The sequence below is a fragment of the Pseudomonas sp. H1_G08 genome (genome assembly GCF_054681355.1).
In genome coordinates this window covers 1,749,894-1,764,831 of the sequence record NZ_CP162822.1, presented here as the reverse complement: position 1 = coordinate 1,764,831, position 14,938 = coordinate 1,749,894, and the positions used below count along the sequence as shown (strand labels likewise).

Annotated in this window: 10 protein-coding genes; 4 read left to right on the top strand and 6 right to left on the bottom strand. The window is 60.6% G+C overall.

Annotation, left to right across the window (positions count from 1 at the left end; all coding sequences use genetic code 11):
• Positions 1 to 88: 88 nt before the first annotated feature.
• Positions 89 to 2,086 carry an alpha-1,4-glucan--maltose-1-phosphate maltosyltransferase gene (locus AB4N85_RS08130; RefSeq protein WP_252869487.1) on the bottom strand — a complete coding sequence of 666 codons (1,998 nt, stop codon included), beginning with the start codon at positions 2,084 to 2,086 and terminating at the stop codon, positions 89 to 91.
• A gap of 217 nt (positions 2,087 to 2,303) precedes the next feature.
• Here AB4N85_RS08130 and AB4N85_RS08125 point away from each other — a divergent pair, with 217 nt between their 5' ends.
• Complete coding sequence (locus AB4N85_RS08125; RefSeq protein WP_162999838.1) at positions 2,304 to 2,462, top strand: hypothetical protein; 159 nt, start codon at positions 2,304 to 2,306, stop codon at positions 2,460 to 2,462.
• A gap of 70 nt (positions 2,463 to 2,532) precedes the next feature.
• Here the strand turns inward: AB4N85_RS08125 and AB4N85_RS08120 are convergent, their stop codons facing one another.
• Positions 2,533 to 3,045: an MgtC/SapB family protein gene (locus AB4N85_RS08120; RefSeq protein WP_056785798.1), complete on the bottom strand. Its 513-nt coding sequence runs from the start codon at positions 3,043 to 3,045 to the stop codon at positions 2,533 to 2,535.
• A 121-nt stretch (positions 3,046 to 3,166) separates the two neighbouring features.
• Here AB4N85_RS08120 and AB4N85_RS08115 point away from each other — a divergent pair, with 121 nt between their 5' ends.
• The 3 genes from AB4N85_RS08115 to mapR all read left to right on the top strand — a co-directional run bounded on the left by AB4N85_RS08115 (position 3,167) and on the right by mapR (position 6,951).
• Positions 3,167 to 3,415, top strand: a complete 249-nt coding sequence (locus AB4N85_RS08115; RefSeq protein ID WP_056785796.1) for a DUF3203 family protein — start codon at positions 3,167 to 3,169, stop codon at positions 3,413 to 3,415.
• 195 nt (positions 3,416 to 3,610) lie between these two features.
• Positions 3,611 to 5,041, top strand: a complete 1,431-nt coding sequence (gene ccoG, locus AB4N85_RS08110; RefSeq protein WP_252869486.1) for a cytochrome c oxidase accessory protein CcoG — start codon at positions 3,611 to 3,613, stop codon at positions 5,039 to 5,041.
• Positions 5,042 to 5,541: 500 nt separating this feature from the next.
• Positions 5,542 to 6,951 (top strand): GntR family transcriptional regulator MpaR, encoded by a 1,410-nt coding sequence (gene mapR, locus AB4N85_RS08105; RefSeq protein ID WP_460067660.1) that lies wholly within the window; start codon positions 5,542 to 5,544, stop codon positions 6,949 to 6,951.
• Between the two features lie 132 nt (positions 6,952 to 7,083).
• Here mapR and AB4N85_RS08100 read toward each other — a convergent pair whose 3' ends face one another.
• The 4 genes from AB4N85_RS08100 to AB4N85_RS08085 form a co-directional block, all read right to left on the bottom strand.
• Complete coding sequence (locus AB4N85_RS08100; protein WP_041480996.1) at positions 7,084 to 7,830, bottom strand: SDR family oxidoreductase; 747 nt, start codon at positions 7,828 to 7,830, stop codon at positions 7,084 to 7,086.
• Between the two features lie 135 nt (positions 7,831 to 7,965).
• Positions 7,966 to 10,047, bottom strand: a complete 2,082-nt coding sequence (locus AB4N85_RS08095) for a putative bifunctional diguanylate cyclase/phosphodiesterase (RefSeq protein ID WP_041480997.1) — start codon at positions 10,045 to 10,047, stop codon at positions 7,966 to 7,968.
• Between the two features lie 301 nt (positions 10,048 to 10,348).
• Positions 10,349 to 11,818 (bottom strand): efflux transporter outer membrane subunit, encoded by a 1,470-nt coding sequence (locus tag AB4N85_RS08090; protein ID WP_252869484.1) that lies wholly within the window; start codon positions 11,816 to 11,818, stop codon positions 10,349 to 10,351.
• Positions 11,815 to 14,922, bottom strand: a complete 3,108-nt coding sequence (locus AB4N85_RS08085; protein WP_071172349.1) for an efflux RND transporter permease subunit — start codon at positions 14,920 to 14,922, stop codon at positions 11,815 to 11,817. The genes AB4N85_RS08090 and AB4N85_RS08085 overlap by 4 nt, the downstream gene beginning before the upstream one ends.
• Positions 14,923 to 14,938: the final 16 nt, after the last annotated feature.

The following is a 14,938-nucleotide window of genomic DNA, read 5'->3' as shown; positions in this document are numbered from 1 at the left end:
AAATTGTTAACGCGGTGCAGCTTGAAAACAGGGGCCGCTGCGCGCCCCAACGGGGATAAATCCCCTCGCCACGGAGGCGGTGCAAATGTTACGAAGCGCTGATCCGCCAAATCCCGAACGGCTGATACGCCGGATCGATGCGCATGAACTGATATTTGCCGTGCCAGTCCCAGCGATGGCCGTTCATCAAGTCTTCGCCATGGGTGGTGGCATCGTCCGGCAGGCCCATTTCCCACAGCGGCAGTTCGAAATTCGCTTCCTGCACGTTATGCGGATCGAGGCTGACCGCGACCAGAATGAAATTGCTGCCATCGGCGCTGCGCTTGCCGAAGAACAGAATATTGTCGTTCCAGGCGTTATAGATTTTCAGGCCCAGATGCGTATGCAGCGCCGGGTTCTGCCGGCGGATGCGGTTGAGCTGGGCGATTTCGGCAATGATGTTGCCCGGCGCGGTGAAGTCGCGGACGCGGATTTCGTATTTCTCCGAATCCAGGTATTCCTCTTTGCCCGGCACCGGCGCCGATTCGCATAACTCGAAGCCGGAATACATACCCCACAGGCCCGAGCCCATCGTTGCCAAGGCAGCGCGGATGAGGAAACCGGGACGCCCCGACTCATGCAAAAACGCCGGGTTGATGTCCGGGGTATTGACGAAGAAATTCGGCCGGTAGCATTCGCGCCACGGCGACTGATTCAGCTCGGTGAAATATTCCGCCAGCTCGGCCTTGGTATTGCGCCAGGTGAAATAGGTGTAGCTCTGCGAATAACCGACCTTGCCCAGACGCGCCATCATCGCCGGCGTGGTGAAAGCCTCGGCGAGGAAGATCACTTCCGGATACAGGGTGCGAACGTCGGCGATCAGCCATTGCCAGAACGGCAGCGGTTTGGTGTGCGGGTTGTCGACGCGGAAGATCTTCACACCTTCCTTGACCCAGCCGACGACGATGTCGCGCAACTCGACCCAAAGGCTCGGAATCGCATCCGGCGCATAGAAGTCGACGTTGACGATGTCCTGGTATTTCTTCGGCGGGTTTTCGGCGTATCTGATCGTGCCGTCCGGGCGCCAGTTGAACCAGCCCGGATGCTCCTTGAGCCACGGATGGTCCTGGGAGCACTGGATGGCGAAATCGAGAGCGATTTCCAGGCCGTGATCGGCGGCGGCAGCCACCAGCCGGCGGAAATCTTCACGGGTGCCGAGCTGCGAGTGAATCGCCTCGTGGCCGCCCTCTTCGCTACCAATCGCATACGGGCTGCCGGGATCATCCGGGCCAGCAGTCAGGGAATTGTTGCGGCCCTTGCGGTGGGCGCGGCCGATCGGGTGAATCGGCGTGAAGTACAACACGTCGAAGCCCATGTCCTGAATCATCGGCAGACGCGAGTGCACGTCGTTGAACGTGCCGTGACGCTGAGGATCGTCGGTGATCGAGCGCGGAAACAGCTCATACCAACTGGCGAACTCGGCGAGTTCGCGCTCGACGTCCATGGGGAATTCGGCGCTGATGCTGAGGTAGGCGCGGTGATCAGCCTGGGCCATCAGCTCTGCACTGCGCGAGTGCAGAAACAGCGCAACCTGCTCGGTTTCGAGCAGGCCGGACAATTCATGGTGCAGCGCGGCAAGCTGCTCGCTGAGCTGACCTTCGCTGCGTTCGGCGGCCTGTTGCACCATGGTCCGGCCTTCCTGCAGCTCCAGGGAAACCGGCACAGCAGCGTTATGCTTCTTTTCCAGTTCGTACTGGAAGCTGGCGAAATGGTCGATCCACGCTTCGATGCAATACAGGTAGCGCCCCTGCTCTTCGGGGCGGAACTGGCCTTGCCAGGTGTTGTTGCCCTGATCGGACATGACCTCGGTCTGCCAGGTTTCCTGGCCCTCTTCGCGCCAGCGGATGCGTACGGCGAGCTTGTCATGGCCGTCGGCAAACACTTTGCTGGTCACCACCACTTCGCGTCCGGCAACCGACTTGACGGCAAACTGGCCGCCGTCGAGGGTCGGCATGGTGTTTTCGATGACGATTCGAGGCAGCAGCAACGCCTGCGACAATGGCATGTGCGGGTTGTAACTCAGCTCTGAAGGTCTTTCAGCAGTCATTGAGCATCTCTCCTTAACGCCCCAAGGACGCTCTTGTGCCGGAACAGTATTCGCGACAAAGCGCCGGCCCTGTCATGAACTCACTTAGGTTCCGAGCAACCGGCGCGGGGAAAAGTTCAGATGAAATTAACAAGACAAACCGGCGGATCGAATTTGCCGTGGCCGGGTCAACTCACTTAAGCACGTCCCACGCCATGTGCCATACGGAGGTCATCAGATGAACATCCCGATCCCGGCGGAAACGCCTGATCCGAACATCGACAAACCCACCCTGCCGGATACCGAGCCGCCACCGGTGCCCGAGCAAGAGCCACCCGGCACCACGCCACCGCCGAAAGAAGAGCCACCGAGTACGATGCCGCCAGTGATCGTCTGACCCTGCCCCCCTGATCGTTCCCACGCGAAGCGTGGGAACGATCAGGCAACGATCATCAGCCGGCGGGAAGTCAGAGGTGGTCGTTCTTGTCGACATCCTTCTCGAACACTCTCACCACGTAAGGCATCACGCTGAAGATCGCCAGTGCCAGAATGGTACTGAGCAATGCCGTCGCTTCCTTGCCCAGCCCCGCCGCCACGCCGATCGCCGCCGTCATCCATAAGCCCGCCGCCGTGGTCAGGCCTTTGACATGGGCTTCGTCGCCCTGCTGATTTTTCAGAATGGTGCCGGCTCCGAGAAAGCCGATCCCGGCAATCACGCCCTGCAAGACCCGACTCATCGCATCGGATTCTGCGCCCGAGGTCTGTGGCACCAATACAAACAACGCCGCGCCCAGCGCCACCAGCATGTGCGTGCGCACGCCCGCTGCCTTGCCTTTATGCTCGCGCTCAAATCCGAGTATCCCGCCGAGAATCGCCGCCATCAGCAGGCGTACGGTGATTCGGGTCATTTGCGAGGCGTCGCCGATGTCGGCAAATTCGGCTTGCATCGTGGCCCACACTTCATCCCACCAGTCTTCCATCGTGCTTCCCTTGTTATTGGATTGATAAGCGATGGACAACAGCGACCATTAATCGGTTGCGCAGAACGAACTGCGCGCTGCGTTTCCTAACGTGCAGACCTCACTTGAAAGGACTGCCGCCATGACCGTTCGAATCGATGAATCCAACCCTGAGCAGAAAGTGTGTTTTTTCACCGTCGAGCATGGTGAGGAAATCCGTATCTGCGACACGTTGACAGTCGAGACCGATAGCGAAAAAGCCATGTCGTTCGTGGAAATCGAAGGCAAACGCGCCTACATCACCGAAGCAGAAGCCGATGTCTTGACCGTCGCCGGGGCCAAGGACGGGCGCAAACATCTGAAGGCCGATGACAGTGATTCGGTGGTTTGATTGATCTCGATCAACACCCGGCGCAGGCGCCTGCAATAGGCGTTTGCGCCTTGCCTGGCAGGTTGCTTCAAGTTGTCGCAGGCATTGCGCCAAACCCCATCTGATCCGCTTTTTATTGCCAAACCTGAGTCTGTTCTGCAAACAGATCGGCGCTCATAGTGCATCGGCCTGATGGAGGCTGATGAGCGAACGAACATGAGCGAGCAAATCCCCGTCCGAACCGTAGAAGCAGCGCCGACGATAAGAAGCGTACCCGCGCGCCCACTGAAGGCGACTGCCGGATCCACCGACAAGCAGATCCACACCCGCAGTTTCACCGGCCTGTTCCGCAACCTGCGTATGAGCGGTGCCGGGTTTCTGTTCCTGCTGTTCTTCGGCACCGTGTGGCTGAACTGGGGCGGTCGGCAGGCGGTGCTGTGGGATCTGGCGGAAAGCAAATTCCATATCTTTGGCGCGACGTTCTGGCCGCAGGATTTCATTTTGCTCTCGGCGCTGCTGATCATCGCTGCGTTCGGACTCTTCGCCATCACCGTGTTTGCCGGTCGCGTCTGGTGTGGTTACACCTGCCCGCAGAGTTCGTGGACGTGGATCTTCATGTGGTGCGAGAAGATCACCGAAGGCGAACGCAACCAACGGATCAAACTGCAAGCGGCGCCGTGGAGCCTGAACAAACTGGCGCGGCGCGCCGCCAAGCACACGTTGTGGCTGGCGATCAGCGTGATGACCGGCCTGACCTTCGTCGGTTACTTCACCCCGATCCGGCCGCTGGCTGAGGATTTGCTGACCCTGCAGATCGGTGGCGTCAGTCTGTTCTGGGTGCTGTTCTTCGCCGCCGCCACCTACATCAACGCCGGTTGGCTGCGTGAGGCAGTGTGCATGCACATGTGCCCGTATGCGCGGTTCCAGAGTGTGATGTTCGACAAGGACACGTTGACCATTGCGTATGATGCCGCCCGTGGCGAAAACCGTGGTCCACGCAAGCGTGATGTGCGCCCGGTCGAAGCCGGCCTGGGTGATTGCATCGACTGCCAGTTGTGCGTGCAGGTCTGCCCGACCGGCATCGACATCCGCGATGGCTTGCAAATGGAATGTATTGGCTGCGCAGCGTGCATCGACGCCTGCGATTCGATCATGGACAAAATGCATTACCCGCGCGGCCTGATCCGCTACAGTTCCGAGCGCGAATTGCAGGGCGGCAAAACCCATCTGCTGCGTCCGCGTTTGATTGGCTATACGGCGGTGTTGTTGGTGATGATCGGAGCGTTGGCGCTGGCACTGATCGAGCGGCCGATGGTGTCGCTGGACGTGACCAAGGATCGCGGGTTGTTCCGCGAGAACGCTCAGGGGCAGATCGAGAATATTTATTCGCTGAAAGTGATCAACAAGACTCAGCAGCGACAGGAATACCGGTTGAGTCTGGTTGATGGCGACGGGTTTGAGTTGCAGGGCAAAACGGCCCTGAGCCTGGCGCCGGGAGAGATTGTCGATGTGCCGGTGTCGGTGGCGATGACCACCGAGCGCCCGGCGAGCAGTTCGCAGACATTGAGTTTCAGGATTGAAGACAGTGACGAGCCGCAGGTATACAGCGTGGCGAAGAGCCGGTTTGTGGCGCCGATAAATCGTTGAGAATTTGGCATTGCTGCCCTCACCCCAGCCCTCTCCCGGAGGGAGAGGGAGCCGACCGAGGTGTCTGTCGCTATGCATCGACCTGAAAGACCGAGTCGATTATGGATTCGGCAAAGCACTGTCAGGTCGGCGTATTTCATCAGCATCCCCCAATCAGTCCCCTCTCCCGGAGGGAGAGGGAGCCAACCGAGGTGTCTGTCGCTATGCATCGACCTGAAAGACCGAGTCGATTATGGATTCGGCAAAGCACTGTCAGGTCGGCATATTTCATCAGCATCCCCCAATCAGTCCCCTCTCCCGGAGGGAGAGGGAGCCAACCGAGGTGTCTGTCGCTATGCATCGACCTGAAAGACCGAGTCGATTATGGATTCGGCAAAGCACTGTCAGGTCGGCATATTTCATCAGCATCCCCCAATCAGTCCCCTCTCCCTCTGGGAGAGGGCTAGGGTGAGGGCTCATTCCCTGACACCCCACAAAATCAAGTCCACCAAGGCCCACCGATGAAACGCTACGAAAAATTCGCCGACGACATCGCTGAACTGATCCGCTCCGGCGTCCTCGGCCCCGGCCAGCGGGTGCCGTCGGTGCGCTACGCCAGCCAGACCTACGGCGTCAGCCCGTCCACGGTGTTCCAGGCCTATTACCTGCTCGAACGCCGTGGCCTGATCCGCGCCCGGCCGCGCTCCGGTTACTTCGTCAACACCCACGCGCCGAGCCCGTTCTCCGAGCCAGTGATTAGCCCGCAAGTCAACGAATCCACCGAAGTCGACGTCAGCGAGCTGGTGTTCTCGGTACTCGACTCGATCAAAGACCCCAACACCGTACCCTTCGGCTCGGCCTTCCCCAGCCCGACACTGTTCCCGCTGCAACGCCTGTCGCGCTCCCTGGCCAGCGCCGCGCGGGAGATGGATCCGCGCATGGTCGTCACCGATATGTCGCCGGGCAATCCGCAACTGCGCCGGCAGATTGCCCTGCGCTACATGGTCGGCGGGCTGATGTTGCCGATGGAAGAATTGCTCATCACCAACGGTGCCCTCGAAGCGCTGAACCTGTGCCTGCAAGCGGTGACCGAGCCCGGTGATCTGGTGGCCATCGAGGCCCCGGCGTTCTACGCCAGCCTGCAGGTGCTCGAACGCTTGAAGCTAAAAGCCGTGGAAATACCCGTGCATCCGCGTGACGGCATCGATCTCGGTGTGCTCGCGCAAACCCTCGAACGTCACCCGATCAAGGCCTGCTGGTGCATGACCAGTTTCCAGAATCCGATGGGCGCGACTGTGCCCGAGGCGAAGAAACAGGAACTGGTCGAACTGCTGCGTCAGCATCAGGTGCCGTTGATCGAAGACGACGTCTACGCCGAGCTTTATTACGGGCAACAGGCGCCAAAACCGGCCAAGGCTTTTGATACTGAAGGATTGGTCATGCATTGCGGCTCGTTCGCCAAAAGTCTCGCCCCCGGTTATCGCATTGGCTGGGTGGCGGCCGGGCGTTTCGCGCAGAAAATCGAACGGCTCAAGCTGATGACCTCACTGTGCGCTTCGATGCCGGCGCAAGCGGCGATTGCCGATTATCTGCAACACGGCGGCTACGATCGGCATCTGCGCAAACTGCGTTATGCCCTGGAAGAACAGCAGAGCGCGATGCTCGCGGCGATTGCCCGCTACTTTCCGGCGCAGACCCGGGTCAGCCAACCGGCGGGCGGCTACTTTCTATGGCTGGAATTGCCGGAGCAGATGGATTCGCTGAAATTATTTCAAATGGCATTGGCACAAGGCATCAGCATCGCGCCGGGGCCGATCTTCTCGCCGACCCAGCGTTTCAGGAACTGTATTCGCTTGAACTATGGCAGCCCCTGGACCGAGGAATCGGAAAAGGCCATGGAGACGTTGGGGCGGATTGTGCGGTCGTTTTGACGGATAGGTGTTGTCTGGGCTGGCCCCTTCGCGAGCAGGCTCGCTCCCACAGTTGATTTGTGAATACAGAACCAATGTGGGAGCGAGCCTGCTCGCGAAGAGGCCGGTTTTTAACACTGCAAACCCACCGGTTTACCGCCCGCCCCCCAAATCAACAAACGTCCCGGTCGCATACGATGCCTTGTCCGACAGCAACCAGACAATCGCCTCCGCCACTTCATCCGGCCGCCCGCCCCGGGCCATGGGAATCGCCGATTCGAGCTTGCTGACCCGATCCGGGTCGCCGCTCAGCGCATGGAAGTCGGTATAGATGTAGCCCGGACGCACGGCATTGACGCGAATGCCCTCACCCGCGACTTCTTTCGACAGACCGATAGTGAAGGTGTCGAGCGCACCCTTGGATGCGGCGTAATCAACGTACTCGTTCGGCGAACCGAGGCGTGCCGCGACCGAGGAGACGTTGACGATGCTGCCCCCCTGCCCGCCGTGTTTGGGCGACATGCGCAGGATCGCGTGCTTGGCGCAGAGGATCGGCGCCAGCACGTTGGTTTTCATGATTTTGAGGATCCGGAATTCGGACATCTCATCGACCCGCGATTTCTGCCCGACGGTGCCGGCGTTATTGACCAGCGCGGTGACACGGCCCAGTTCGGTGTCGACGCGATGAAACATCGCGATCACTTCGTCTTCGATGCTGACATCGGCGCGAACCGCGATGGCCTGCGCGCCCAAGGCTCGAACCTGTTCGAGTACGCTGTGTGCGGCCTGCTCATCCGACTGGTAGTTGATGCAGATCCGGTAGCCCTGTTCGGCTGCCAGCAATGCCGTAGCCGCGCCGATTCCGCGCCCGCCCCCGGTGATGACAATGACTTTATCCATGCTGGCCTTCCCCCACGTGCACACGTAACAGTCGAGGGAAGAATAACTGCCATTCATGGCTTTTGCATGAGTTCTGGTGTTGCCGCCATCCCCTGTGGGAGCGAGCCTGCTCGCGAAGAACGATGACTCGGTCTCTCAGACCACCGCCAGCCGTTGCCCACGCACGATGTCCTGCATGAAGCGCTCCGCCGGCATCGGATGGCCGAGCAGATAGCCCTGCAGCGAATCACAGCCCAGTTTGGTCAGGAAATCCTGTTGCGCGCCGGTCTCGACACCTTCGGCGACAATCCGCAGATCCAGGGCCTGCCCCAGCGCAACGATCGCCGAGACGATTGCAGCATCATCGCTGTCATGCTCCAGATCGCGGACGAAACCGCGGTCGATCTTCAGCTCATTGGCCGGCAAGCGTTTGAGGTACATCAGGCTGGAATAACCGGTGCCGAAGTCGTCGATCGACAGGTCGACGCCCATGTCCGACAACTCTTGCAGCACGGTCATGCTCGCGTCAGCGTCGCTCATCGCTGTCGTTTCAGTGATTTCCAGGGTCAGGCTGTTGGCCGGCAAATGGTGGGTCGCCAGCGCCTTGGCCACGCTTTGCACCAGCCCGGCATGGCAGAACTGCAAGGCCGAGAGGTTCACGGCAATGCGCCAGTCGGTGTAACCGAGCACGTACCATTCGCGCATCTGCCGGCAGGCTTCGTTGAGCACCCATTCGCCCATTGGAATGATCAGCCCGGTTTTCTCCGCCAGATCGATGAATTTATCCGGCATCAGCATGCCATGCAGCGGATGCTTCCAGCGCAGCAGCGCTTCGGCACCAACCGGGCGGCCATTGGCGGCGTCGAATTTGGGCTGGTAATGCAGGCAGAACTGGTTGTGCTCGATGGCCGCGCGCAGGTCCTGTAACAGTTGCAACTGTTTGCGCGCGTTGGTGTTCATCGACGCATCGAAGAAGCTGTAGCCGTTCTTGCCGCCGCCCTTGGCGTGGTACATCGCGGCGTCGGCGTTCATCAGCAGTTCCTGGGCGTTGTCACCGTTGCCCGGGTAGAGGGCAATGCCGACGCTGGCGGAAATCTGCAGATCATGTTCAGCGACGCGGAACGTGCGACCGATCAGGCTGACCTGACGCGCAGCCAGGCTCAAGGCGTCATTGGGCTCGCTCAAACGCACCAGCAGAACGAACTCATCGCCGCCGATCCGCGCAAGAGTGTCCTGGCTGCGCAAGTCTTCACGCAGACGCGCGCCGACCTCGCGCAGCAATTGGTCGCCCATGTGATGGCCGAATGCGTCGTTGACCGGTTTGAAGCCGTCGAGGTCGATGAACATCAAGGCGAAGCAGCCACCCTGCTCTTGCACCTTTTTGATCGCCTGATTGATGCGGTCGTCGAGCAGCATGCGGTTGGGCAGACTGGTCAGCGGATCGTGCAGGGCCAGTTGGGTGAGTTCGCGGTTGGCCACCGTCAGCGAGTGCGCCAGATCAGCCGTGCGCGCTTCGAGGCGGGCGTCGAGAATCGAGGTCAACAGGGCAATCGACAACACCGCCAGCGTAGTGACCACGACCAGGCTATCGAGGCCGTTGCCTTTCAAGCCATTGAGCGTCGCGCCGCAGAAACTGCCGTCAGGAAATTGCGCAGCAGCCATGCCGGTGTAGTGCATGCCGACAATCGCCACCCCCATGATCACCGCCGCGCCGGCACGAATCAGCCGCACATAGGGCGATTGCTGACGCAGGCGAAAGGCAATCCACAATGCCGCTGCCGAGGCGCCGACGGCGATCAGCAGGGAGGCACTGAACAGGGTCGGGTCGTAATCGATGCCCGGTGTCATGCGCAGCGCGGCCATGCCGGTGTAGTGCATGGCGCTGATGCCCGAACCCATGATCAGCGCACCGAAAGCCAATTGCGCCAGTGGCAGTTTCGGTTGGCTGACCAGCCACAAGGCGAAACCGCAGGACAGCACCGCGATCAGCAGCGACAGCGCAGTGAGGGCGAAGTCGTAGCCCAGGTCGATCGGCAATTTGAAGGCGAGCATGCCGATGAAATGCATCGACCAGACGCCAACGCCCATCGCCAACGCCCCGCCCGCCGTCCAGAAATGCACGGCCCGGCCTTTTGCCGTGGCAATGCGCCCGGTGAGATCGAGCGCCGTGTAGGAAGCCAGAATGGCCACGCACAACGAAATGAAAACCAGGGTGAAGGAGTAGCTGCCGATGAGCATGGACGTTCTCGTGACAAGCCGAAACCGTACTGCTTCCATTCTCGGTCGGGCAAATGCGGCGATTGTACTGATTGCGCGGAAGAACGCACTGACAAAGTAACCAAATTGCCATCAAGCCGATGAAACGCTTGTTCGATCGTCCTACAAGGCTCTGTGGCGGGCTTTAAGCACACCTTGTGAAAGCGATCTCACGCCAGACACAAATCCCTGTGGGAGCGAGCCCGCTCGCGAAGGCGTCGGCACAGCCACCATCGTAGTTGCCTGACCCACCACTTTCGCGAGCAGGCTCGCTCCCACAGGTTCAGCGGTTGTCGCTGACGTCGAGTTGGCCGTCCCAGCCGCCGCCCAGCGCGGCGATCAGTTGCACGCTGGCGATCAGTCGGTTCTGCAGAATATTCAGCACACTGCGTTCGTTGCTCAGCGCTGTGGCTTGCACCACGACCACGTCGATATAGGCAATCAGGCCCGCCTTGTACTGGTTTTCCGTCAGGCGCAGGGAATCGCGGGCGGCATCCAGCGCTTCCTGGCGCACTGCTGCTTCGTCTTCATACACCTTGAGCTGGACCAGGTAGTTTTCCACTTCGCGGAAACCGTCGAGCACAGTCTGGCGGTAGCGCGCGACGGTTTCGTCATAGGCTGCCTCGCTGCGGTCAACCTCGGCCGAACGAATGCCACCATCGAAAAGAGGTAACGACAGCTGCGGGCCGACCGACCAGAAACGGTTCGGCAGGCTGATCAGGTTTTTCGAGGTACTGCTGCTGTAGCCGCCGCTCAGGCTCAGGGTCAGGTCCGGGTAATACGCGGCTTTCGCCACGCCGACATTGGCGTTGGCGGCGATCACAGAGCGCTCTGCCGAAGCGATGTCAGGACGGCGTTCGAGCAATTGCGAAGGCAGGCTCAACGGCACTTGCGGCAGATTCGGGATGTTATGGCTTTCGGCAATGCTGAAGTTGGCCGGGGCTTCGCCAGTGAGCACGGCAATGGCGTTTTCAAACTGTGCGCGCTGCCAGATCAGGTCGACCAGATCGGCCTGAGTGCTTTTCAACTGAGTTTGCGCCTGCGCCACCGCATCGCGCCCGGAAACCCCGGCGCGGTACTGGTTCTGCGTCATCTTCAGTGATCGCTCGTAAGCGGCAACCGTGGCTTCAAGCAAACGCTTCTGCTGATCGATGACGCGCAGTTGCAGGTAGTTCTGCACCAGCTCCGACTGCTGACTCAGACGCATCGCCGCCAGATCGGCAAAACTCGCCTGGGCGTTGGCCTCATCCGCCTCCAGCCCACGGCGCAGCTTGCCCCAGACATCGGCTTCCCAACTGACGCCCAGTTGCGCGGTGTAGGTATCACGAATACCGCTTGAGGAACTGCTCAGGCTCGAACTGCTGCTGCCGGTGCCCTGACTCGAGCGGTTCTTGCCCAGACTCAGGTCGACACTGGGGTAAAACGCCCCGCGTGCACTGCGCACCAAAGCCTGCGCCTGACGAAACTGCGCTTCGGACTGGGCGACGGTCTGGTTGGAGCTGTTGAGTTTTTCCACCAAGGCGTTGAGCTGCCGATCGCCGTACAACTCCCACCAGGCGCCCCGGGCCAGCGAGTCGCTGGGATTGGCCTGACGCCAGCCTTCGGCTTCCTTGAACTGAGCGATTTCGGCAGTTTGCGGGCGCTGGTAGTCCGGGCCGACTGCGCAAGCGCTGAGCAGCGCCACGCACAGCGACAGGCTCAATAGGCGCGAGCCGCGGACGGTGGCCAATTGGAGAAGCGAACGGTCAGTCATAGCGGAGTTTCCAGAGCGGCATCAGTACGCACGCCACGCCATTTGTTGAAGCGATGGCGCAGCTTGTCGAGATAAAGGTAAACCACCGGGGTGGTGTAAAGGGTCAGGACCTGGCTGAACACCAGGCCGCCAATGATGGTCAGGCCCAGCGGCTGGCGCATTTCCGCACCCTCGGCACGGCCGAGCAGCAACGGCAAGGCGCCGAGGATCGCGGCCAACGTGGTCATCAGAATCGGTCGCAGGCGTTGCAGGCAGGCGCTGCGGATCGACTCCAGCGGCGACAGGCCCTGATGACGCTCCAATTGCAGCGCCAGATCGATCATCAGAATGGCGTTCTTTTTCACCACGCCGATCAGCAGGAATATCCCCAGCAGGGAAATCAGGCTGAACTCGCCCCCCAATGCATAGATCGACAGCAACGCGCCAACCCCGGCCGAGGGCAAAGTCGAAAGAATGGTCAGCGGATGGATGTAGCTTTCATACAGCACACCGAGCACCAGATACACGGCCAGCAACGCACCGAGGATCATGAACGGCTGGCTCTTCTGCGTCGCGGCGAAGGCGTCAGCGGTGCCGGCCATTTTTGCGATCACATCCTCCGGCAGGCCGACCTTGGCGATCGCCCGTTCAATGGCGGCACTGCCCTGCTCTACGGTCACGCCTTCGGCCATATCAAAGGAAATGCTTTCGGATGCGAACTGGCCTTCATGGCTGACCCGGTCGTTTTCCAGGCTGTTTTCGTAATGGGCGAACGTCGACAGCGGCACGCGCGCACCGTCAGCGGTAATCACCTCGACCTGCTTGAGTGTCACCGGATCCTGGGCGTATTTCGGATTGACCTCCATCACCACCTGATACTGGTTGAGGCTGTCGTAGATCGTCGAAATCTGCCGCTGGCTGTAAGCGTTGTTGAGCACGGCGGTGACCATGTTCATGTCGACCCCCAGGCGCTTGGCCTGATCCCGGTCGACAATCAGTGTCACCTGCTGCGCCCCGGCACCTTCGCGGGCATCGATGGCGGTCAGCTCGGGCAAGGCGCGCAACGCGGTGACCACTTTCGGGAACCACTTGCGCAATTCGGCGAGGTCGCCGCTTTGCAGGATGTAGGTGTATTGCGAACTGGTCTGCTCGCGGCCGCCGCCAAATTGCAGGTCCTGGTCGGCCATGAGCATCAACTGCGCCCCGGGCACCTTGGGCATTTCCTTGCGCAGACGCTCGATGACTTTCTGTGCCGACAGCTGGCGCTCCTTGATCGGTTTCAGGCGCACGATCATGAACGCGTTGTTGGTGCCGTTGTTGCCGCCGATGAACCCGGCCACGCTTTCCACCGCTTCATCCTTGAGCACGGCGCGGCGGAAGGTTTCCATTTTCGGCTGCATGACGTTGAAGGACAGACCGTCGTCGCCACGCACGAAACCGATCAACTGGCCGGTGTCCTGCTGCGGCAGGAAGGTTTTCGGCACTACCACATACAGCGCAATGTTGACGCCAACGGTGAGCAGCAGACTGAATAAGGTCAGACGCCGATGACGCAATACCCAGTCGAGGCTGGTGGCGTATTTGCCGACCATCCAGTCGTTGGTCTTGTGGCTCCAGCGTTGCAGGCGGTTTTCCTGGCCCGGCGTGTGCGGCTTGAGCCAGCGCGCGCAGAGCATTGGTGTCAGCGTCAGGGACACCACCAGCGACACCACGATTGCCGCCGCCAGGGTGATGGAAAACTCGCGAAACAGGCTTTCGACCAGCCCGCCCATGAACAGGATCGACAGGAACACCGCCACCAGCGAGACGTTCATCGACAGCAGGGTAAAACCGACTTCCTTGGCGCCGAGGTACGCGGCCTGCATCGGCTTGACGCCTTCGTCGATATGCCGGGAAATGTTCTCCAACACCACGATGGCGTCGTCCACCACCAGTCCGGTGGCGAGAATCAGCGCCATCAGCGACAGGTTGTTCAGCGAGAACCCGTACAGGTACATCACCGCAAAGGTACCGACCAGCGACACCGGCACCGCCAGGGTCGGGATCAGCGAGGCGCGGAAGTTACCCAGAAACAGGTACACCACCAGCACCACCAGGGCGACGGCGATCAGCAAGGTCATCTCGGCTTCATGCAGCGTCGCCTTGATCACTGGCGAGCGATCCATGGCCAGATTGAGTTTGACGCTGGCCGGCAGCACCGCTTGCAGCGCGGGCAACTGCGCTTTGATCTCGTTGACCGTCTCGATGATGTTGGCGCCGGCCTGACGGTTGATCACCAGCAATACCGCCGCGTCGTCGTTGAAGAAACCGCTGTTGTAACGGTCTTCGACGCCATCGCTGACTTTCGCCACGTCCTTGAGACGCAAGGCGGCGCCGTCAGCGTAGTGAATGATCAGCGACTCATAATCCTTGGCTTTCTCCAACTGGTCGTTGGCCTGGATTTGCCACAAGCGCTCGCCGTCCTCGACCGAACCCTTGGGCCGGCGTACGTTAGCGTCGGCAATGGTCTTGCGCACATCGTCGAGGGCCACGCCGTACTGGTTCAGCGCCTGCGGTTCGAGCTCGATGCGCACCGCCGGCAGCGAACTGCCACCGATCTGTACTTCACCAACGCCCTGCACCTGCGACAGGCTTTGCGAGAGGATGGTCGAAGCCAGGTCGTAGAGCTGGCCTTTCTCCAGCACATCCGAAGTCAGCGACAGCACCATGATCGGCGCCTGCGACGGATTGACCTTTTTATAGGTCGGCATGCTGCGCATCCCGCTCGGCAGCAGATTGCGCGAGGCGTTGATCGCCGCCTGCACTTCCCGCGCCGCGCCGTTGATGTCGCGGTCGAGGTCAAACTGCAGAATCACCCGCGTCGAACCCTGACTGGAACGGCTGCTCATGGTATTGACGCCGGCAATCGCACCGAACGACCGCTCCAGCGGCGTCGCCACCGTCGAAGCCATCACCTCGGGACTGGCGCCCGGCAGACTGGCCTGAACCACGATCACCGGGAAATCCATCTGCGGCAATGGCGATACCGGCAACAGACCGAAGCTGACCCCACCGAGCAACATGATTGCCAGGGATAGCAGCATGGTTGCCACGGGGCGTTTGATGAAAGGGCCGGAGAGGTTCATCGACTCTTGTTCTCCC

Bases quoted from the DNA above. Each gene is read 5' to 3' on its own strand.
- AB4N85_RS08130 (WP_252869487.1), bottom strand. From the start codon at position 2,086: ATGACTGCTGAAAGACCTTCAGAGCTGAGTTACAACCCGCACATGCCA.
- AB4N85_RS08125 (WP_162999838.1), top strand. From the start codon at position 2,304: ATGAACATCCCGATCCCGGCGGAAACGCCTGATCCGAACATCGACAAA.
- AB4N85_RS08120 (WP_056785798.1), bottom strand. From the start codon at position 3,045: ATGGAAGACTGGTGGGATGAAGTGTGGGCCACGATGCAAGCCGAATTT.
- AB4N85_RS08115 (WP_056785796.1), top strand. From the start codon at position 3,167: ATGACCGTTCGAATCGATGAATCCAACCCTGAGCAGAAAGTGTGTTTT.
- ccoG (WP_252869486.1), top strand. From the start codon at position 3,611: ATGAGCGAGCAAATCCCCGTCCGAACCGTAGAAGCAGCGCCGACGATA.
- mapR (WP_460067660.1), top strand. From the start codon at position 5,542: ATGAAACGCTACGAAAAATTCGCCGACGACATCGCTGAACTGATCCGC.
- AB4N85_RS08100 (WP_041480996.1), bottom strand. From the start codon at position 7,830: ATGGATAAAGTCATTGTCATCACCGGGGGCGGGCGCGGAATCGGCGCG.
- AB4N85_RS08095 (WP_041480997.1), bottom strand. From the start codon at position 10,047: ATGCTCATCGGCAGCTACTCCTTCACCCTGGTTTTCATTTCGTTGTGC.
- AB4N85_RS08090 (WP_252869484.1), bottom strand. From the start codon at position 11,818: ATGACTGACCGTTCGCTTCTCCAATTGGCCACCGTCCGCGGCTCGCGC.
- AB4N85_RS08085 (WP_071172349.1), bottom strand. From the start codon at position 14,922: ATGAACCTCTCCGGCCCTTTCATCAAACGCCCCGTGGCAACCATGCTG.